The following is a 22,010-nucleotide window of genomic DNA, read 5'->3' on the forward strand; positions in this document are numbered from 1 at the left end:
TTACTTGAAAACAAGGTGAAATGGGAGAAATTATCATGAATAGGTCAACAAAAATTTTTACTGGTTTAGCAGCTGCTGCTGTGATTGCAGGTGGCATTTATGCAGCTACCAGTCACAACTCTTCTAGCTCAAAAAATGCAAATAAAAGTGCTACTTTAGGATTGGTCTTAGATGTTGGTGGTGTTGATGATCATTCCTTTAATCAATCAGCATGGGAAGGCGCAAAATCTTATGCCAAGGAAAACAATTTAAAGGCTGGACAAAATGCAGCAGTTACATATTTTAATACAAAAAGTCAGTCAGATTTAAATCAGAATTTTAATTTGGCTACAAAAAGTAAAAAATATGACATTGTCTACGGTATTGGTTACTCGTTAAACCAATCAATCAGCAAATCAGCAAAACTTAATCCAAAACAGAAGTTTGTGCTAGTTGATGATATTGTCAAAAACCGTAAGAATGTAGCAAGTGTGATGTTCCGTTCGGAGCAATCTTCTTACTTAGCTGGTGTAGCTGCAGCAACCAAAGCAAAAGAAAATGGTGAAAAAACAGTAGGCTTTATTGGTGGTATCCATGGAAACATCATTGACGCTTTTGATGCAGGATTTGAAGCGGGCGTGAAAGCAACGGATTCATCATTGACGGTTCAAAAACAATATGCAGATTCTTTCTCTGATTCTGCCAAGGGAAAGACTATTGCGGCTGCTATGTATGCTTCTGGTATTCGCACAATCTTTGCGGCCGCAGGATTTGTCGGTAATGGCGCATTTGCTGAAGCTAAGGCTGAAAATACAAAGTTAGATGCAGACTCAAAAGATCGTTTGTACATTATTGGTGTTGACCGTGATCAAAAATCTGACGGATCATATACATCAAAGGATGGGAAAAAGGTCACATCGACGATGGCCTCTTCAATTACTTCAGTTGGCGATGGTGTGAAAAACATTGCTGATAAATATAATAAAGACAAGAAGTTCCCTGGTGGTAAAACCATCGCTTATGGCTTGGACGATCATGGTGTTTATTTAACAAAGTCTGAATTGACCAAGTCTCAAAAGGCCGCAGTTAAAAAGGCAGAAAAGTCAATTATCAATGGTAAAATTACAGTACCAAATCATCCTAAGGGTTCACAATTTAACCAAAACTTTTAAATACTAGAAGCTATTCATTTGAATAGCTTTTTTTGTACTTAGCTGTTGCTATTTGGTACTATATTCGTTCAAGAAGTTTATTGGTAGCAAAGCATTTGACCGAAATACTTGTTATAATATTAATTAGACAAATCAGGGAGAAAATAAGACATGGCTTTTGACAAAACTGTAACGATACCTGGCGATAAAACATATAAACTTAGTAATAATATTAAAAAATATACGCTTGGAGATCTTGGCTTTATTACAAATAAAGCTGGTGTACATATATTACACCGTGCTTTAGAACCAGAAAAAGCGCTCGATAATGCTATTCAATTGAAAGTCTCAATCAATCAAGAACTGACTGGATTTAAAATGAGTACAGTTTCTGCTGGAGATGTTGTGCGAGTTGATATTTTCAAAAACAATAATGCTGCTGAGTTGGTGAAACTTTATTATTTTTTCGTGAATGAGTTAATTGAACGAGGCGTTCTGGAAGAAATAAATGAATAAATTTCTTTTGAAGTGGTTAATGCAGGAGGCCTAAGTAATTAATTATGACAAAATTTTATTTTGTACGACATGGACAAACTGAATGGAATCTTGAGCGCCGTTTTCAAGGTGGGCATGGTGATTCTGAATTGTTACCTTCGAGTTACAATGATATGAAAAAAGTGGGCAAGTTCTTGAGTAAAATCAAGTTTGAACACATTTATGCTTCGCCAATACGTAGGGCACGTATTACTGCGATTAACATCGCTAAACAACTAAAATATAAGCCTGCTTTATCTTTACGGTCAAATCTAGCTGAAGTTGGCTTGGGCGAATGGGAAGGTGAACTAGTTGCTAATGTAAAAGAACAGTATGCATCAAGCTTTGACAACTACCGCAATGATTTAGATAAATTTGAAGGTAAAGAATTTGGTGGCGAGGGATATACAAAAGCTGAAGCTCGGTTTGTTCGTTTTATTAAAGCAACCGCTAATAATTTCCCAGAAAGCAATATTTTAATTGTTTCTCATGGTATGGAACTGTCTTTTGGAATAAATGGCTTACTAAAGCAACCCCGTATGAGCATTCGTGAGCGGGGTGGCTTGACTAATACATCAACGACTATTTTATCAACTACTGATGGTGAGAATTTTGTGATAGAGGACTGGAATAATACCAGTTATCTGAATAAGAAACAGGATGATTCGACAACAATTTGATGGCATACCCGGAAAAACAATTAGATAAAATAACTGGCACGTTACAAAACGTTATTTTTTCATCGACAGAATCCTATTTTAAAATTTTGTCGGTACATATTGAAGAATCAACTTTAGAAGATTGGCAAGAGCCAGAAATGATTGCCACTGGAACATTTGCTGACGTCCAAGAAGGAAGTGTATACGGATTTTATGGCCAATTGGTTCGACATCCAAAGTACGGACAGCAATTTAAAGTCGATCATTACGAAAATGAACTGCCTCCTGATGAAAACGGGTTGATTAAGTATTTTGCTAGTGGCCAATTTACTGGAATTGGTAAAAAAACGGCTGAAAAAATTGTTAATCATTTGGGATTAAATGCTGTCAATCTAATTCTAGATGACGCAAAAATTCTTGACGGTATTGTAAAAGCAGAAACAGCTCGAAAACTGGCGCGTACCTTGCGACTTAACTTAGGTCTAGAACGCTTGTTCCAAATTGGCAATCAATTTGGTATTGGTGCGGACATTGCCGGGCGTTTATATGATCAATACGGTAATGAGGCACAAGACATTTTAACGCAAGATCCTTACCGTTTAGTATTTGAATTTGATGGCATTAGTTTTAAAAAAGCCGATGATATTGGTCATAAGGTTGGTGTAGATAAATTCGATGAACGGCGTATGCAAGCCGCTGTTTACGCAACAATTATGAATGTGACGTTTCAATATGGTCATATGTTTTTATCACACGATCAACTATTATTGTCAGTCGAGCAAATGTTGCATCAAAACAATACCGAAATGTCGAATCAAATTCAAAAGGCCATCCAGAGCTTAATTGAAAGCAATATTTTGGTTAACGATGATGGCCGTTATTATGCGAAAAGGTTGTACATTGCTGAAAAAGAAACGGCTATTAACTTAAAACGATTATTAAATACAAGTTCTCCATTGAATATAACAGCAAATGATATTGATGAATCATTTGTGACGCCTGGACAAATGACGCTCGATCAGACACAAGTTGAGGCGGTTAAAACTGGGTTGAAATCACAAATTTTCTTGTTAACAGGTGGACCAGGAACTGGAAAAACGACAATTATCCGCACAATGGTCGCCACTTGGAAGAAAATGATTCAAAATCGTGCAAAGTTTGCAGACAATACTAAAGATTTTCTCAAAAATTATCAGGTCAGAATGGCTTCACCAACAGGACGTGCAGCAAAGCGGATGACTGAGGTAACGGGTTATGATGCTTCGACAATCCATCGGCTACTGGGTATTGCTGATTTGGATGAGCCAGAGTTTAATGCGGATAATCCTATCGCAGGCGGTCTACTAATAATAGATGAAGCGTCGATGCTAGATATTGAATTAACTTCAAAATTGCTAGCAGCGGTTCCAAATGGGATGAAGGTAATTATCGTCGGAGATAGCGATCAACTACCGTCGGTTGGACCAGGCAATGTATTAGAGGATTTAGTGAGTAGCGGAGATATCACTCATATTGAATTAGAAGTTATCTATCGACAAGGCCGTGGGAGCAGCATTACTGAACTTGCAACGCATATTAAAAACGGTGAGTTACCAGCAGATTTCTTAGAGAATCAACCAGATCGTTCGAGTTTTATGGTAAATTCAGAGCAAGCTTCGCAAGCAATTGAACAAGTGGTTGCATTGGCGATTAAAAAAGGTTACACGCAAGACGATTTACAAATATTAACCCCAATGTACAAAACATCTGCCGGTGTAATTGCCTTAAATCAAATGGCTCAAAAATTGTTCAATCCGCTTAAATCAAATCAAAAAAGTTTGCAGTTTGGAATGACAATTTTCCGAAAGGGTGATAAGGTCTTACAGCTAGAAAATGACAGCGAGCGAGATGTTTATAACGGAGATATGGGCAAAATAATTGCTGTCCAGTACAAGTCTGACATTGGCAATGATGATAATGAAGATCGCCTCATCATTGATTTTGATGGTAAAGAATTGGCTTATCCCAAAAAAAATTTGAATCAACTGTCATTAGCGTACGCTACGACCGTCCATAAAGCACAAGGTAACGAGTTTCAATTGGTTATCATGGTTTTGACAAATCATTTTGGTTTAATGCTTAATCGAAATTTATTATATACAGGAATTACCAGAGCCAAAGAGGCTTTGATTCTTGTCGGAGAATACACTGCATTTGAACGTGCTTCACGCACACTGGTGCCGAAAAGATTCACATTCCTGCAACAAAGGTTGAGTCACAGTAAAACTGAAGTTAATGAGCACGATAGTTCAGATGAATCGGAAACTATCCCTGAAAAAACACCTCATTTGACAACAACAATGGTTATTAGTAGTGCGGTTAATCCGATGATCGGAATGGAAAATATTACCCCATATGATTTCATGTAATCGTTTTCATATAGTATAATGTATAATATAATAATGAATGGAGAACTTTATGACACCAGCATATGAGCTATTTAACCTTGGCAGTAATGATGAACTGGCAGGTGAAATATCAACAATTTTAGGTGTACCATTAGCCCCAATTGATATCAAAACATTTGCTGATAATGAAATATATGAGCGAATTGAAAATACTGTTCGTGGTCGGAATGTGTATGTCATTCAAGGAATTACGGCGCCGGTGAATGATAATTTCATGAAATTGATGATTTTTATTGATGCAGCACGTCGTGCTTCTGCCAATTCAATCAACGTCATTATTCCCTATTTCGGTTATGCACGTTCAGACCGAAAAGCCCGTTCTCGAGAACCTATTTCAGCACGTATGATTGCCAATATGTTGGAGTCGCAGGGCGTAAAACGGGTCATGACGATGGATTTACATGCGGATCAGGTTCAAGGATTCTTTGATATTCCTGTAGATCATTTGCTAGCCATGCCGGCTTTGGGGCATTACTTTTATGCTAATGATTTGTTAGGGGATGATTTAGTTGTTGTTGCGCCGGATCATTCTAGTGTTGCTCGTGCACGCAAGTTTGCCAAACTTTTACATGCAGATTGGGCACTAGTTGACCGACGTTTTGATAGCGTTCGCCCAAATACACCATATCAAATTACTGGTAATGTGGCTGGTAAACGTGCTATTTTAATCGATGATATCATTGATACAGGAACAAGTATGGTCCTTGCCAGTGAAGCAGCTGCTAATGCAGGTGCGATTGAAATTTATGCTGTTGCTACGCACGCTGTGTTGTCAGATAACGCGGTTGATCATCTTGAAAAAGCACCAATTGATCATGTTGTTGTAGCAAATACTGTTGAAATAGCCGAACATAAAAACATGAGTAAGCTGAAAGTATTGTCTGTGGCCGAATCATTTGCTGAAGCAATCAGACGCATCAATGTGTTTGAAAGTATTGAGGATGTGCTGAAAAGCCCAGACAATTTGGACGTAATGTTATGAAAATAGTGGATCTAGAATCTTTTTTATCTCCTGAATGGGGAAAAACAAGTAATGGATTTGTTACAACTCAATTTGGCGCAGCATTGGAATTTATGGTTCAAGGTGCGCAAGAAGTCACTTTAAAGTTTGCAAAAAAATACGATGGTCTATCGCTGGTATTGTCTCTTAACGGAGAAAATTGGCATGAAATTAATGTTGAAAATAATGTACTCAAATTATCAGTAACTGACGGACACTATATTTTGTTGGTACGGTCTATTGCTGGTAATCAAATGACGCTATGGACTAATCCAATCACATTAGTTTCGGGTCAAATTGATTCTGGAGAGCTAGCCCCAATTGCAACCGATGTAAATTACATTACATTTATTGGTGATTCCATTACTGCTGGTGAGGAAATGATTGGACATGAGCCGCATCCAGAGCTCAGCTATCCTGAATTGATTGCTGAAATGCTTCATAAGCCACTAGCTCGGATTGGCTATGGTGGTTCAGGTTTAACGCCGAGTGCTCCTTTTCAGGAACCAACGGCTGTCGAGGCATTGTGGCACGTTGCTCCGAATGTTGAGCGCCCTAGGGCACCTTCTGATTTAGTAATTGTCAATTATGGCACAAACGACTATAATTATGGTGCAACGGTGCAAGATTTTTGTTTTGGGTTACGGGTGTACTTGCTTGAGCTAATTAAACGTTTCCATGATGCCAAGATAGTGCTCCTAGTGCCTTTCAACGGTGCGTTTAAAAAAGTTTTTGAGCAAGAGATAAAACGCTTCGATTGTTTTGTTTTATTGGATACTACGCCGTGGAAAATTTCGCCACAACAAGTGCATCCGAATATTTTGGAGCACGAGCGCGTGGCAAAACTACTTTTAGGAGGATTGATTTAAAATGGTATATGCAGCAGATGAACAACGTTACGAAAAGTTACCTTATCGCCGAGTTAGTGATTCTGGTCTTATTTTACCGGCAGTTTCGTTTGGATTGTGGCGTAATTTAGGTGATCAAATGCCACTTGAAAATTCTAGAAATGTGATTTTAAAAGCGTTTGATAGTGGTATCTTTAGTTTTGATAACGCATCAAATTATGGGCCAAGCAATGGCACAGCCGAAGTGACATTTGGAAATGTTTATTGTAATGATTTAAAACCTTATCGTGATGAATTGGTGATTACGACGAAAGCCGGTTATCATATGTGGCCTGGACCATTAGGCGAATTTTCTGGCAAGAAAACATTAGTTGCCGCGCTGGATTTGAGCTTACAACGGATGGGACTAGATTATGTTGATATCTTTTATGCACACCGTTGGGATCCAAACACACGTTTAGAGGAAACTGCTCGTGCGTTAGACTTGGTTGTAAAACAGGGTAAGGCGCTTTATGTTGGTGTTTCGAACTACACTGCCGAGCAAACAAAAGCAATCACTAAAATATTCGATGAACTTGGTACACCATTTATTGGTAACCAAGTATCTTATAACATGTTGAACCGAACAGCTGAAAAGGATGGTCTTTTGGATGTCTTGGATCAAAATCATGCGGGTCTTGTAGCCTATGGACCACTTGCTGAAGGCTTATTGACTGATCGTTATCTGAAAGAAATTCCTGCTGATTATCCAATCCATCCAACAAACCAATTCTTATTTAAGAACGGTAAGGATGCCTTAATTGCCAAGCTAAATGCTTTAAATGCAATTGCGCAAGGCCGTGGACAAAAATTGTCACAAATGGCGCTAGCTTGGTTATTAAAGGATGAACGCGTTGCAACAGTCGTCATTGGTGCAAGTAAGGTTGAACATTTAGTTGACAACTTAAAGTTTTCCGATAATTTAGATTTCTCTGCGGCTGAACTTAAAGAGATCCAAGCTATTTTAGACAAATAAATACTGAATATATCAGGAATCAGTTTTGTACTGGTTCTTTTTGTTGTCCAAAAAGAAACCGTTTACAATCCAAACGTTCGATAAATTTTGTCAGATCGTGAAAATACCTATCAAAAAACGAACTATATCTTTATTTATTATAAAAATATAATTTAAAAACATACAAAATTGTCAATATAATTGTTAAACTATAGTTATTAACAAACAAAGAGGCCAGTCATGACAAAAGTTTTGATTATCGGTTCTGGTGCACGTGAGCATGCGCTAGCACAGACATTTTTAAAAAGTCCACAAGTAGATGAAGTCATTGTTACACCCGGAAATGATGGGATGACAGATGACCATTTACGACGAGTTGAGATTCCAGTGACCAATTTAATTGAACTAAGGGATTTCGCAAACCAAGAACATGTTGATCTAACGTTTGTTGGCAATGAAGAGCCGTTGACACTAGGTATCGTTGACGTATTCACAGAAGCCTCCTTAAAAATATTTGGTCCAACAAAAAAAGCAGCTCAACTTGAAGGTTCTAAATCATTTACGAAGAACATTCTTCAAAAGTACAATATTCCAACTGCGCAATCAATGACCGTAACTTCTTTTAATGAAGCGAATCAAGCTATTGCAAAATTTGGTTTTCCAATTGTTTTTAAGCTAGATGGATTGGCTTTGGGCAAAGGGGTCACTATTATTGAAAATGCCGCTGATGCTCAAGTTTATTTGGAAAAGTTATACACGCAAAATGTTGATGTCAAATTGGTTATTGAGGAATATCTGAAAGGAGTCGAGTTTTCTGTATTTACATTAGTGGGTCAAAACGGTGCAATGACTCATGCGCCTTTAGCACAAGACCATAAACGTCGTTTTGATGGTGATGAAGGACCTAACACCGGTGGAATGGGGGCTTATAGCCCAGTGAAATGGATTTCAGATCAAATTCGTCAGGAAACTATTGAAACTTTAGTTAATCCAACAGTGAAAGCAATGGTTGAAGAGCACGCGTCATTTACTGGTGTCTTATATACAGGCGTCATGTTAACTGAAGAAGGTCCTAAAGTCATTGAATTCAATGTACGCTTTGGTGACCCTGAGGCACAAGTAGTATTACCTCAATTTGAGGGTGATTTTTATCAATTAATTTTGCAGCTATTGTCAGGTGAAAAACCAGCGTCACATTGGCAAGAGGAAGAAGTGTATGTTGGGGTTGTTCTAGCAGCGAAGGGTTATCCTGAACGTCCTCAAAAAGGAGCAATCGTTCCTCAAATCCCATTAGTGACTAATTATGCTGGCGTCAAATTGGCGAACACGGTGTTGCATGCAAATGGCGGGCGTGTAGCCACTGTTATTGCTCATGACAAAAATGTGAAATTGGCACAAGAAAAAGTTTATAATGTATTAGATAAGACACCGATGGATTTACAATATCGTCACGATATTGCTTATCAAGCTGTTCAAAAATTATAAAGGGAAACAAACATGCAAACAGATATTGAAATTGCCCAATCCGTTGAAATAAAACCAATTACCGAAATTGCTACTGCTGCAGGGCTGCAGGCTAATGAAATTGAACCCTATGGATACGACAAAGCAAAAATTAATTTGGATCCATCTATCGTGCGTAAGCAAGAATTGGGTAAGTTGATTTTGGTTACGTCAATTAATCCAACTCCCGCCGGCGAAGGAAAATCAACAGTAACGGTTGGTTTGGCTGATGCGCTAAATTTGGCCGATAAAAAGACGATGATTGCGCTACGTGAACCCTCCTTGGGGCCTGTGATGGGGCTTAAAGGTGGCGCAACTGGTGGTGGCTTTGCGCAAGTCGTTCCAATGGCTGATATTAATTTACATTTTACTGGAGACTTCCATGCATTAACATCAGCTCATGATACACTTGCTGCATTACTAGATAATAGTATTCACCAAGGAAATCCATTAAATATTGATCCACGTCGTATTTTGTGGAAACGTGTAGTAGATATTAATGATCGTGAATTGCGTCATGTCACTGTCGGCTTAGGTGGCCCAACTTCAGGTGTTCCGCGTGAAGATGGTTTTGACATTACTGTAGCTTCTGAATTGATGGCTATTCTAACACTCTCAACTGATTTAATGGATATGAAAGAGCGTATCAAGCGTATTGTTGTTGGTTATACCTACAGCAAAGAACCAGTGACTGTTGCTGATTTAGGTGTTGCTGGTGCCTTAACTGTTTTATTGAAGGACGCTATCAAACCCAATCTTGTCCAAACACTGGCACACACACCGGCAATTATTCACGGTGGTCCATTTGCTAACATCGCTCAAGGAACTAACTCTATTTTGGCAACCAAAACAGCTCTGAAATTAGCAGATTATGTTGTAACGGAGGCGGGATTTGGTGCAGACTTGGGTGGCGAGAAGTTTCTAGATGTTAAGGTGCCGTTGCTTGGTAAAACGCCAGATACAATTGTTATTGTCGCTACTGTACGTGCTTTGAAACACCATGGTGGCGTTGCATTATCAAATTTGAATAATGAAGATGTCACTGCGCTCAAGAACGGCTTAGAAAATTTGGGTCAACACCTGACAGCGATGAATCGTTATGGCGTACCAGTGTTGGTAGCCATTAATCGCTTCACCTCGGATACGGAAGCAGAGTTACAGGTTATTAAAGACTACGTCCAACAATTTGGCGCAACAGCTTATACAACAGAAGTTTGGGCAAAAGGCGGTGCAGGGGCACAAGATTTGGCTGCAGCTGTCATTAAAAAATCAGCTCAAGAAGCAGATTTTACACCACTATATCAAGCTGACGATTCAGCTATTGATAAACTAAATACTATCGTGCAAACAATATACGGTGGGACGGGTGTTGAATTATCAACTAAGGCGCAAAAACAATTACAAGATTTTGAAAAATATGGTTGGGACAAGTTACCAATTATTATGGCAAAAACCCAGTATTCATTTACAGATGATGCTAAAAAACTTGGGGCACCTAAAGATTTCAAAATTTATATCCGTGAATTCGTACCAAAACTTGGCGCTGGATTTTTAGTTGCATTAACGGGAAACATCATGACAATGCCTGGATTACCAAAACATCCAGCGGCATTGGATATTGATATTGATGAGAATGGTACAATTACTGGTTTGTTTTAGACTAAAAAATGGCCTTTTGGCCATTTTTTTATTACTTATTTTCTGGCTCGACATGGATTTCAACGTCAAAAATTTGGTACGCTTCAAATAATTTTTTTTCAATAAGTTTTGTGATGGCATGACTTTCTGCCACAGTCAGTTGTGGGTTCATTGTTACGACAATATCCAGGGCAATGTTTTCACTATAAGATCGACCTCTTATCTCTTTTACAGCGATGACACCAGGAATTCTGTTAACTGTCAAACGATACTGATCCAGTGTATGCTGATCAAAACCATCTGAAAGCATAAACACACTGTTTTTAAAAATATCAACTGCCATGTTAAGGATTAATAGAGAAATAATGATTGCTACAGTAGCATCAAGCCATGAAAAATGAAATGAGGATGCGAGGATTGCCAACGTGGTGGCTATACTAGTAAAAATATCACTGAGGTTGTCCTTAGCAGCTGCAAGCAAAGCTGTGCTATGTACGTTTTTGGCCAACTTCTGGTTGTGAAAGTACAAAAAGCTAAGTAGGATGGCTGAAATAATGCCAACAATTGCGCTGAGGGGGCTAGGTGTGACTATTTGACCACTCAGGATATTTCTAAAAGCACTAAATAGAACTTGTAACGCAACGATTAACATAATTATTGAAGTAATCATGCTGGCGATGTTTTCTGATTTCCAGTGACCGTATTGGTGGTTTTTATCAGGTGGTCGGCGCGAAAAATGAAGCCCAATCAGCACCGTTAGTGACGCTAAAATGTCAGTTGAATTATTGAATCCATCAGCGATTAAGGCTTCCGAATGACCAATATTTCCAACTAGCAATTTCATAATAGTGATCAGACTATAGGCAGTAAGGCTGATAATAGCGCCACCTTCAGCGGCTTTAAGTTGTTCATAGCGTTTATTGAGCATTTTGGTACCTGCATATCAATGATAGATACATGTGCAAGAGTTCACTTTTATTATACAATGAAATACAGTTGTTCCACCAAATTTGACTTTCATTTTTGGTGGAGAATAAGCTCCTTTTAACGTTGTGCTTGAACCGTTTTAAACTAACAATATAAAGGTGTGTTATACTATATTTATGAAAACAGGAACAGTAAAAATTTGGCAAAAAGAACGTGGATATGGATACATTACACCCGATGAAGGTGGAGATGATGTCTTTGTTCATTTTAATGGTATTGATATGGATGGCTTTAAGTCATTGATTCAAGGCGAAAAAGTAGCGTACGTACTGGTACAAGGGTATAAGTCTTATCAAGCAGCCCAGGTTCGTCCACTTTCGGTTGAGGCAGCAGACGTTTAATGGTGGCATATCGTGAGACAGTAACATCGTCTAAGATAATTTATGAGGGGCCAATATTTAGCGTTGAAACGCAAGATGTTGATCTCTATAATGGGAAAAAAGCTAAAAGAGATATTGTTCGGCACGTGCCTGCAATTGGCGTTTTAGCTTTTGTTGATGATGAACATATTATTTTAGAGAAACAATGGCGTGCCACAATTGGTGATTTTATTTTGGAAATTCCCGCTGGAAAATTGGATCAACGTGATTTTGACGAACCTCATCATGCAGTTGAGCGTGAACTAAATGAAGAATTACGTATGGCAGCGGGTTCTATTGAAAAAGCGTTAGGTTTTGTTGAAACAGTTGGTTTTTCTGATGCTTATATGCATTTATATGTTGCGAGAAATTTAACACCCATTGAACAAGATCAACAATTACCACGCGATTTAGGGGAGACAATGGATTTAGTAACCATGTCTTTTAGTGAAGTGAAATCGTTGTTTGATTCAGGAAAATTAATTGATCAAAAAACTGTCACAGCCTTTTTGTATTGGAATTACTTGCGGGGTTAATTTATGGATAAAATGTCACGTAAAGCAGCCAAAAAAGAGCAAAAGGCGCGTGAAAAAGAACGTATCAAAGTTGAAAAAGACTACGCTAGAAAACATCCAACTCAAGTTGAAATTGTCCAGCCAGAAACTCGAGAAGAGATGCGGTTAACACGTAAAGGACGTTATGAATTAGGGTCAGATGGTAAGCTAACAGCGAAAGGCAAATCAAAACGCTTAACGCATCGTTACAATGTAATTATTATTGTTTTGATTTTATTAATTATTGCAACGTACGCTGCCTTTTTTTTAATTAACTAGTAAATTTGGAGAAAAAAATGAAAATAGGAATTATCACGCCAATGGCGGAGGAAAAGATTGCATTGTCTGCAATTCTTGAAAATACAGAAACAAGACAGCACGGCAGCACAATGATTACTTCAGGAACTTATAAAAATCATGAAGTAATGCTCACTGAGTCTGGTATTGGTAAAGTGGCTGCAGGTTCTGCTGCTACAGTGATGATTGATAATTTTAATCCTGATTTGATTGTTAACACTGGTTCTGCTGGTGCATTAGACCCCGATTTAAAAATAGGGGATGAAGTTATTGGCACACGTATTGCGTATTCAGATGTTGATGTGACAGCATTCGGATATGCTTATGGTCAATTGCCAAACAAGCCCTTATATTACGAAGCTGATCCAGCAGTGGTTGCTGATTTTAAGAATTTGACAGCGGGCAAAGAAGGCTTAATTGTTTCTGGTGATCAATTTGTTCAAGATGATGGTAAAAAGAAAATTTTGTCCCATTTTCCAGAGGCATTAGTTGCTGAGATGGAAGCAGCAGCGGTAGCACAAGTTGCTACACAGTTTGGAACCCCATTTATTGTATTACGTGGGGTTTCCGATTTAGCTAATGGAGAATCTAATATTGTCTTTGATGATTTCGTAGTTGAAGCTGGTAAGGCTTCAGCCCAGTTATTAATCAATTATATGGATCAAAAGAACTAAGCCGACAGGCTTTTTTTTGTACTGTGAAGTCAGTGCAGTGCTAGATATAGCTGATTTCTGTGGTAGTTGGTATAGAGGTTAGTGTGCAAGCAAGTTAAGAATAATGTAAAATAGAAAATATATTAAATTTAAGGAATATAATAAAATGATTACTTCATATAACCAAAAATCTTGTGGGGACATACTTGTTGTTACACTTGCTCCTAACGCGGAAAAACAAATTGTGACTACTGTCGGAAACGTGACACGAATAAGTAATGCTGAAACAGGTCAGGCCACTGGGTTTAACATTGCTAATGTAGGTGCCGAATTAGGGATTATTGGAGAAAATGGTCAAATATTCTTAAACGAAGAGCAAATAAATATTTTTAACGCCAACATCAAATCAGCTGGATTTGATGAAATTATGAAGGTTTCACCTTCAAAACTTGTTATTGGTTTCGTTGAAAACCTTTCGAATCATCCAGATTCAGATCATTTACATATCACACAAACAAAAGTTAGTGACCAAAAAAGCCTTCAAATTGTCTCTGGATCGCCAAATATGAAAACAGGGATTAAAGTTGTGGTAGCTCAGCCTGGAACTATGATGCCCTCAGGCGCCTTGATATGGGATGGTGCATTACGCGGTGTGCCATCTTCAGGGATGATTGTTTCTGGACGAGAGTTACATTTACCGGGCGCTCCTGAAAAACCAGGTGCCTTGGTTTTACCAAATGATTTTGGTGAAATTGGCGATGTGTTTGACTTCGAAAAGGGTGCAACGCTCTATACAGATGGATTAGTTGATACAAATTATTAAGACAGGGGAAGTACAGCTCGTGTTGATCAATTGATTAATGCAGCTGAAAGTGTTGATAAGATGGTAGATAAAATTAGAAACGCACCTCATGTTTATCGAATATTCAATGATGAAAGTACAAAGTATCGGAAATTGGTGTTTGAGTTGCGAAAAGGTGAGTTACAGTATTTCACGTTTGTGATGGAGATCGTAAAAAAATGAGTAAAAAATATTATTTTATTGGCATCAAAGGTACTGGAATGGGACCGTTAGCACAAATTTTGCATGACCAAGGAAATGAGGTGCTTGGTTCAGATATTGATACGTATACATATACGCAAGCTCCATTAGAGGCAGCAGGTATTAAAATATTAACATTTGATGCAAGAAATATAGATGCCAATCAAGATGCTATTTTTGTGAGGGGAAACGCTTTTAATAATGATCAAATTGAAGTGGCTCGGGCATTAGAAATTGGTGTAACCATGGTTTCGTATCCAGAAGCTGTTCAAGAACAAATATCACAAACTACATCCATAGCAGTTGCAGGAGCCCACGGCAAAACGTCCACAACCGGATTACTAGCTCACGTGTTGAAGAATATTGCCCCTACCTCATATCTTATCGGAGATGGTACAGGACGAGGCGTGCCTAACTCACAATTTTTTGTTGTTGAGGCAGATGAATATCGTCGTCATTTTAAAGATTATGCCCCGGATTATGCGATTTTAACAAATATTGATTTTGATCATCCTGATTATTATACTGGCATTGAAGATGTAACGTCTGCATTTGCTGATTTTGCTAATAATGTTAAAAAGGCTATTTTTGCTTGGGGTGATGATGAGCACTTGCGTTCTTTGAAACCCTCAGCAGATGTTTACTACTATGGCGTCAATCCAGAAAGAGATGATTTTGTAGCGACTAACATTCACAAATCAACTCAGGGGTCGCATTTTGACGTTGTTTTTCGTGGTAAAGACTTAGGCGAATTTGCTGTTCCTTTATTTGGGCAACATGGTATTTTAAATGCGTTAGCAGTGATTGCTGTATCTTATATGGAAGAGGTTGACCTTGATTTAATTCGTCAATATTTGCTGACCTATCAGGGGGTTAAACGTCGTTTTAGTGAAAAGCAAATTGCTGATATTACAGTGATTGATGATTATGCTCACCATCCAACAGAAATTACAGCGACATTAGACGCGGCACGCCAAAAGTATCCCAATAAAAAAATTATTGCCATTTTCCAACCGCATACTTTTTCACGCGTAATTGCGTATAAAGACGAATTTGCTAGCAGTTTAGAAGCGGCAGATCAAGTTTATCTAGCCAATATTTTTGGCTCTGCACGAGAACAAGCCGGAACGATTACTTCCAAGGACTTAGGATCTGAAATTAGTAAGTTTGGTGGCATCATTGAAGAAAACGACATGAGTCTGTTAATGCCATATGAAAATGCTGTAATGGTCTTTATGGGCGCTGGTGACATTGAAAAATATGAATTTGCTTATGAAAAGCTACTTGGCCAATTGAGAACAGACTTGACTTAATATCTATTTAATGTGATTTCTGTTATAATTAATATAACCAGAATTGTTTAGAATACTGGAGGTAAATAGTAATGGATAATTTTAATATGAACGCCCGTCGTGATGTGACGGGTGTAGATGAGGGAATGCGCGCATTCTTTAAACAGACATATAGCTTTATGGGTATAGCAGTTTTACTTACCGCAGTGACAGGCTTTATAGTACAAAACTTTTTTTTGGAACAAGTTGCTAAGTTGCTCGTAGGTAATGTTATTGGTCTTTTGGCACTGTTGGGTATTCAGATGTTGATTATAACGATGATTGGTCGTGCAACTTTTAAAAATCCTGCTCGTGCTTTTGGCTTGTTGATGGCTTTTGCAGTGGTTGAAGGCTTGACGCTTGGTGTCTTGTTAGCTGTTTATACAGGAGCTTCTGTGATGATGGCTTTCGTTTCTGCATCCGCGGTTTTCGGTGGAATGGCAGCTTATGGTGTTTTCACAAAACGTGATTTGACGGGACTAGGTTCGATTTTGTTTGGTCTGTTAATTGGTTTGCTGATAGCATCAATTGCTAATATGTTTTTCTATAGTGGAATCGTTTCGCTATTGCTCTCATGGGCTAGTGTCGTTGTCTTTTCCTTATTTACAGCATATGATAATCAGAACTTGAAGGTAATGTATTCACAATTTGCTGGTCAAGCAGATACAACAGGACTTGCAGTAAATGGCGCCTTGAGATTATACCTAGACTTTGTCAATATTTTCTTCGCGCTGTTACGCATCTTCGGCGTTGTTAGTGGCTCACGCGACTAATGAAGAAGACCCATATGGGTCTTTTTTTTGTGAAAAAAATTTAGTTATAAACTAGAAACAAAAATTTTAATTTTAAAAAAATAATCACGTATAATGAAATAGTTGGTAAAATATGAAAATTATTGTTGAGGAATATTATGAATTTGAATCGGAGAAAAAGCATTATTTTGGTATCAATTATCTTGGTATTACTGGCTATTGTTTTTGTGCAAGCAGCACGTTATTATCATGATACATATGTAACAGAAGTCGGCTATGCCAAAGCACCTGCACATGTTCCTAAAAAAGAAAAAACTACAGATGATAATGGGAAGGTTATTGCTCATTCACATAGTTATATATACAAATTTCACTTTGTGACCAAAAAAGGTGAAAGAAAGACACTCAATTATGAATTAAGTGGTGAAAATGTAAGGCCATTGAAAAAGAATAGTTTTGTTAAAGCCGATATTAGTGATAAACGGGTAGTAGAAGGTCCATACATCATTAGTAAGTCAACAATTCCAGATAATATTATTTATAAGCTGAAATAATACTTTTGAACACTTTCACAAATACTGACTAGTATAGTCCATTGCTTTCAAAATGTTATCGTTTTAAAATATTGTATGTGCTTTTCAACTCTACCGAAAAATGCACACTCTTGAATGTGGGACCACATGTTTACCTATTGTGTGGCTCTTTTTTATTTAGTTAAAATGACTAACGTTTGACAAATAAAATGTTTCAGGTAAAATAAATCTTATGCGCAAATTTAAGGGAGAGAGTATTTTTATGACATTTACAAGACTACTAAGGGTAGCTGGAGCAGTATTTTCACTGTTTTTCATCAGCACTTCACCTGTGCTGGCGGGGACTGTGACATCAAATGAGTATCAACAATATTATCACCATAATATTGAGCAAGGGCTTATGAATGACGTACAAAGTATTTGGCAGGATTCATCGGGATACTACCATATTTACTATTTAGCTGATTTGAATTATAAGCATGATGACGATGGCACGGAATGGTATCATGTTAAGACAAAAGATTTCGTACATTACGAGAAACTAGGTATCGCTATTCCAAAGTTTCAGAATAAATGGGAAGCAGTTGCGACTGGATCAGTAATTAAAAACACGAATAAGTTCTTTTCTGATTTGCCAAAAAAAGCAATCATCGCTTATTTCACTAGTTATACACCAACGGGACAAAAACAATATGTGGCTTATTCTATCGATAATGGTGTGACCTATCAACCTTATTCTGACGGAGCTATTATGTCTGCATCATCTGCAAAAGCTCACTTTAGAGATCCATACGTCTTTTTCAATAAAGAAACGAAAAAAATGACGATGTATCTTGCTGAAGACGATAAAATTGGTGTTTATACTAGTGGCGATGGTAAAAACTTCAACTATGTAGGTGCTACACCATTGAACAGCGGTGCTTTAAATGGTAAGGATCTGGGATTGATTGAATGCCCAAATCTAAAAACAATGTGTGATACAACTACGGGGACAACTAAAACGGTGATGTTTTTCGGTGCTAATGGCTACAATTACGGTCAGACCAGTGGTTCTTATTATATGGTTGGGCACCTTGATGATAATGGTGTATTTGTTGCTGAACAGCAACCAAAGCGTGTTGATGATGGTTCAGATTATTATGCTAGTAACTATTTTCAAACATCGGATAACACGAATATATTGTCAATTGGTTGGTTAGGTAATTGGGGGTATTCATGTAAAAAAATAGTTGATGCGAATAATGAACAATCATATAAGTTGGGATCATTATCGTTAGCGCACCAATTGAATTTAACCAAAGTTAATGGTGAGTACACAATGGCATCTTCACTGGTTAAGCCCTATGATAGTTTGACAAAAACAGTTAAAGATACGATTAATACAAGTCAATTATCTAAAGATAACGATGGCTATTATCAACTATTGGATACCCAACGCTGGACAAGTCAAAACTTCTATTTACAAATGACAAATAAAAAGAAGGAAACTGTCTGTGGAAACATTCATTTGTCATTCAAGCAGAAGGATTCAACCGTTGACTTAAATTATAATGCAGATACCGGATATTACACGGTATCACGACAAACAAAAAATATCGCTGATAGTGATGCAAATACTGAATATAATAAAAAATTTGTCGAACAAAGCGGTGTCGTTAATCCAAATGTCTTCAAGCTACATGTATACACGGATAAAACAAGTGTTGAGTTTGAATTTGAAAATAGCGGACGTACTTATTCATTATTAAAGTATTCGACAGAAGAAAATTTATTATTTAATATTGAAACTGACAGTGAGAACGACTTGTTTTATTCGATGAGCAATATTGATAATAAATAATCTTTGCTAATTAGCAGCATTTTTAACTAAATAAAAAAGCACGTAGAACTTTTAGCTGGTGAATTTGGCTAAAAGTTTTTTATCTTTTTGACTAGTAACAACATAAAATACGTGCAAAAACTGGTTCATAAGAAATTACTATACTTAAGTGATATATCAACGTGTGTTACACTTAATATAGATAAATATAAGATGGGACATTAAGATGACCAATAAAAAACTATTACTTATTGATGGTAATTCGCTGGCTTTTAGAGCTTTTTATGCGATGTACAATCAGTTAGATCGTATGATCTCGCATGAAGGATTGCATACAAATGCATTAGTGGCTTTTAATAACTTTTTAGATAAAATTGTAGATCCAATGGCTCCAGATTTAGCATTAGTGGCTTGGGATGCTGGTTCTGGAAAAGAAACGCATCGTGGGAAGTTATTTCCTGAATATAAGGATGGCCGTTCTAAAGTACCAGAGGAATTTAAAGAACAGTTTCCATATTTACGTGAAATGGTTATGTTGCATGGATTGCGGAATTATGAACAGGCTGGATTAGAAGCTGACGATATCATTGGAACTTATTCACGTATGGGTGAAGCAGCAGGATATTCTGTCATTATTGTAACTGGCGATCAAGATTTGACGCAATTAGCCACGGAAAACGTTACTGTAAACGTGACTAAAAAAGGTGTAACAGATATTGAAAGCTATACACCAGCTTATATAAAAGAAAAATTTGGGCTTTCACCGGCTCAAATCATTGATAAGAAGGCGTTGACGGGCGATACATCTGATAATTACCCTGGTGTTACAAAGGTCGGTGAAAAGACAGCATTAAAACTTCTTGCCGAATATAATAACATTGATAATTTGTATGATAATATCGATAAACTGAAGCAGTCAAAAATGAAGGACAATTTGATCAATGATCGTGAATTAGCCTTCCAAGCACGTGAATTAGCTACAATTTTAACTGATGCTAACTTACCTTTACCGCTTGAAGAAATGGAATATAGAGGTGTCGATTTTGAGAAGATTATTCCATTCTATGAAAATTTGGATTTCAAACAACATTTAGCGAAAATAAAAGCATTACGTAAATCTGGGCAGCTTGAGAATACAAAAGAATTTGACAATGGTATAAATTTTGTCGAATTAAAAGAAAATAATTTAAGAGCAATTGCGATGCTAGGTGATAAGATATCAGTTCATATTGAATTTGTGGGTGATAATTATCACGAGGGTGAAATGATTGGTTTCGCTATTGGTAATCCAGAAGTTGGCTACTATGCTAGTCGTGACATCTCCTTGTTACAAACTGAAGAGTTGAAGTCGGTGATTGAGAATGAGCAGATTTTAAAAAATGTTTTTAATGTTAAAGCACAGCTTGTATTATTTAAGCGACTTGGTTTGGCACTTAAGGGCGTGAATTTTGATTTTATACTGGTTGCATATTTGCTTGATACGGTAGCTAATGATAATGTTTTGTCCACTTTGGCACAGCGTTTTGATGTTTATTTGGCACCTGATGAAGATATTTATGGTAAAGGCGCCAAATTCACTGTGCCAACCGATACCAATCTTTTATTGTCGCACATTGCTCATAAAGCGGATGGACTTTTCAAATTAGAAAAACCAGCGTTCACAGAATTAAAGCAACACGAACAAACGCACCTATATACGGACATTGAGCTACCATTAGCGTTTGTTTTAGCTGATATGGAATATCAAGGGATTAAGGTCAATCCTGAATACTTACGAAATAAAGGCAAAGATTTATCCGAACGAATAGCTGATATTCAATCAGCCATCTATATTGAAGCTGGTGAAGAGTTTAATCTAAACTCACCAAAACAATTAGGGGTATTGTTGTTTGAAAAAATGGGTTTGCCTGTAATTAAAAAAACAAAGACAGGCTACTCAACGGCTGTGGATGTTTTAGAAAAACTAGCACCACAAGCGCCTATAGTTGACCATATTTTGCAGTATCGTCAGCTAGCGAAACTAAAATCAACTTACATTGACGGCCTGCTTTCAGTTATATATCCTAAGGACAGCAAGATTCACACACGATTTTTGCAGACTTTGACACAAACTGGTCGATTGTCATCAGTTGATCCTAATTTGCAGAATATTCCAATGCGTTCAGAAGAAGGGCGCTTAATCCGAACAGCATTTGTTCCTAGTCATCCGAATTGGCAAATATTTGGTGCCGATTATTCTCAAATTGAATTACGTGTTTTGGCCCATGTTACGGGTGATAAAAACATGCAAAAAGCCTTTCTAAATGGCGAAGATATCCATGCCGAAACAGCTCGAGCTGTCTTTGGCTTAGCCGATGATGCAGTAGTTGATCCACTTAAGCGTCGTACGGCTAAAGCTGTGAATTTTGGTATTGTGTATGGTATTTCGGATTATGGATTGGCTAATAATTTGGGGATTTCACGTGCCGAGGCGAAACGTTTTATTGATACTTATTTCCAAGAGTTCCCTCAAATTCATGAATGGATGAATACAATTAAGACTTTTGCACATGAACATGGTTATGTAGAAACAATTGCCCATAGGCGACGTTATTTGCCAGATATTCAAGCAAAGAACTTTAATTTAAGGTCATTCGCTGAACGCACTGCGATGAACTCGCCCATCCAGGGTTCAGCAGCAGATATTATCAAAATTGCGATGATAAAGGTTAACGAGGCTTTACGAGAGAATAATTTACAGGCGAGAATGTTGCTTCAAGTACACGATGAATTGATTTTTGAAACCCCCGTAGACGAAATTGATGAATTGACCGAAGTTGTTACGAATGTAATGGATTCAGCCGTTGCATTAGACGTACCATTGAAAGTTGATGCACATCATGGTGACACTTGGTACGATGCAAAGTAGGGATCACAAGAATTCAGGTGAG

Annotated in this window: 20 protein-coding genes; 19 read left to right on the forward strand and 1 reads right to left on the reverse strand. The window is 37.5% G+C overall.

Features of this window, described 5'->3' with window-relative positions; genetic code table 11:
* The first annotated feature begins 35 nt into the window (after nt 1-35).
* The 9 genes from RHP56_RS03430 (at nt 36) to RHP56_RS03470 (ending at nt 10,774) form a co-directional block, all read left to right on the forward strand.
* Nucleotides 36-1,151, forward strand: a complete 1,116-nt coding sequence (locus RHP56_RS03430; protein ID WP_014324482.1) for a BMP family lipoprotein — start codon at nt 36-38, stop codon at nt 1,149-1,151.
* Nucleotides 1,152-1,301: 150 nt separating this feature from the next.
* Complete coding sequence (locus RHP56_RS03435; RefSeq protein ID WP_010289985.1) at nt 1,302-1,646, forward strand: DUF1831 domain-containing protein; 345 nt, start codon at nt 1,302-1,304, stop codon at nt 1,644-1,646.
* A gap of 44 nt (nt 1,647-1,690) precedes the next feature.
* Nucleotides 1,691-2,344 (forward strand): histidine phosphatase family protein, encoded by a 654-nt coding sequence (locus RHP56_RS03440; RefSeq protein ID WP_102753228.1) that lies wholly within the window; start codon nt 1,691-1,693, stop codon nt 2,342-2,344.
* On the forward strand, nt 2,344-4,731 hold the full coding sequence (recD2, locus tag RHP56_RS03445) for an SF1B family DNA helicase RecD2 (RefSeq protein ID WP_102753227.1): 2,388 nt from the start codon (nt 2,344-2,346) through the stop codon (nt 4,729-4,731). Before RHP56_RS03440 ends, recD2 begins: the two co-directional genes overlap by 1 nt.
* Before the next feature lie 49 nt (nt 4,732-4,780).
* Nucleotides 4,781-5,752 (forward strand): ribose-phosphate diphosphokinase, encoded by a 972-nt coding sequence (locus tag RHP56_RS03450; protein WP_258984526.1) that lies wholly within the window; start codon nt 4,781-4,783, stop codon nt 5,750-5,752.
* A complete protein-coding gene (locus RHP56_RS03455) occupies nt 5,749-6,639 on the forward strand; it encodes an SGNH/GDSL hydrolase family protein (RefSeq protein WP_050884325.1) in 891 nt (296 codons plus the stop codon). Before RHP56_RS03450 ends, RHP56_RS03455 begins: the two co-directional genes overlap by 4 nt.
* Before the next feature lies 1 nt (nt 6,640).
* Entirely contained in the window at nt 6,641-7,633 is a 993-nt protein-coding gene (locus RHP56_RS03460; RefSeq protein ID WP_102753225.1) for an aldo/keto reductase, read from the forward strand.
* A 219-nt stretch (nt 7,634-7,852) separates the two neighbouring features.
* Nucleotides 7,853-9,097, forward strand: a complete 1,245-nt coding sequence (gene purD / locus RHP56_RS03465) for a phosphoribosylamine--glycine ligase (RefSeq protein WP_042252893.1) — start codon at nt 7,853-7,855, stop codon at nt 9,095-9,097.
* Between the two features lie 12 nt (nt 9,098-9,109).
* Nucleotides 9,110-10,774, forward strand: coding sequence for a formate--tetrahydrofolate ligase (locus RHP56_RS03470; protein ID WP_114665917.1), 1,665 nt, complete (start codon nt 9,110-9,112; stop codon nt 10,772-10,774).
* A 31-nt stretch (nt 10,775-10,805) separates the two neighbouring features.
* Here the strand turns inward: RHP56_RS03470 and RHP56_RS03475 are convergent, their stop codons facing one another.
* The gene (locus RHP56_RS03475) at nt 10,806-11,681 is read right to left on the reverse strand and encodes a cation diffusion facilitator family transporter (RefSeq protein ID WP_011679498.1); all 876 of its coding nucleotides are present in this window, start codon (nt 11,679-11,681) and stop codon (nt 10,806-10,808) included.
* 175 nt (nt 11,682-11,856) lie between these two features.
* Between RHP56_RS03475 and RHP56_RS03480 the strand changes: the two genes are divergently transcribed.
* From RHP56_RS03480 to polA, 10 genes are all read left to right on the forward strand, one after another.
* The gene (locus RHP56_RS03480) at nt 11,857-12,081 is read left to right on the forward strand and encodes a cold-shock protein (protein WP_004164295.1); all 225 of its coding nucleotides are present in this window, start codon (nt 11,857-11,859) and stop codon (nt 12,079-12,081) included.
* Complete coding sequence (locus RHP56_RS03485) at nt 12,081-12,635, forward strand: NUDIX hydrolase (protein ID WP_014324489.1); 555 nt, start codon at nt 12,081-12,083, stop codon at nt 12,633-12,635. Before RHP56_RS03480 ends, RHP56_RS03485 begins: the two co-directional genes overlap by 1 nt.
* A gap of 3 nt (nt 12,636-12,638) precedes the next feature.
* Nucleotides 12,639-12,932 (forward strand): hypothetical protein, encoded by a 294-nt coding sequence (locus RHP56_RS03490; RefSeq protein WP_004164293.1) that lies wholly within the window; start codon nt 12,639-12,641, stop codon nt 12,930-12,932.
* A gap of 17 nt (nt 12,933-12,949) precedes the next feature.
* Nucleotides 12,950-13,624 (forward strand): 5'-methylthioadenosine/adenosylhomocysteine nucleosidase, encoded by a 675-nt coding sequence (locus RHP56_RS03495; RefSeq protein ID WP_102753220.1) that lies wholly within the window; start codon nt 12,950-12,952, stop codon nt 13,622-13,624.
* Nucleotides 13,625-13,769: 145 nt separating this feature from the next.
* The gene (gene ytpR / locus RHP56_RS03500) at nt 13,770-14,426 is read left to right on the forward strand and encodes a YtpR family tRNA-binding protein (RefSeq protein ID WP_102753219.1); all 657 of its coding nucleotides are present in this window, start codon (nt 13,770-13,772) and stop codon (nt 14,424-14,426) included.
* Between the two features lie 197 nt (nt 14,427-14,623).
* Nucleotides 14,624-15,958, forward strand: coding sequence for a UDP-N-acetylmuramate--L-alanine ligase (gene murC / locus RHP56_RS03505; protein WP_004164289.1), 1,335 nt, complete (start codon nt 14,624-14,626; stop codon nt 15,956-15,958).
* Between the two features lie 71 nt (nt 15,959-16,029).
* The gene (locus RHP56_RS03510) at nt 16,030-16,749 is read left to right on the forward strand and encodes a Bax inhibitor-1/YccA family protein (protein ID WP_014324494.1); all 720 of its coding nucleotides are present in this window, start codon (nt 16,030-16,032) and stop codon (nt 16,747-16,749) included.
* Nucleotides 16,750-16,886: 137 nt separating this feature from the next.
* Entirely contained in the window at nt 16,887-17,282 is a 396-nt protein-coding gene (locus tag RHP56_RS03515) for a DUF1093 domain-containing protein (RefSeq protein ID WP_011679504.1), read from the forward strand.
* A gap of 241 nt (nt 17,283-17,523) precedes the next feature.
* Nucleotides 17,524-19,101 (forward strand): glycoside hydrolase family 32 protein, encoded by a 1,578-nt coding sequence (locus tag RHP56_RS03520; protein ID WP_011679505.1) that lies wholly within the window; start codon nt 17,524-17,526, stop codon nt 19,099-19,101.
* Nucleotides 19,102-19,306: 205 nt separating this feature from the next.
* Nucleotides 19,307-21,988: a DNA polymerase I gene (polA, locus tag RHP56_RS03525; RefSeq protein ID WP_102753218.1), complete on the forward strand. Its 2,682-nt coding sequence runs from the start codon at nt 19,307-19,309 to the stop codon at nt 21,986-21,988.
* Nucleotides 21,989-22,010 lie beyond the last annotated feature (22 nt).

Source organism: Leuconostoc sp. C5, from assembly GCF_056530425.1.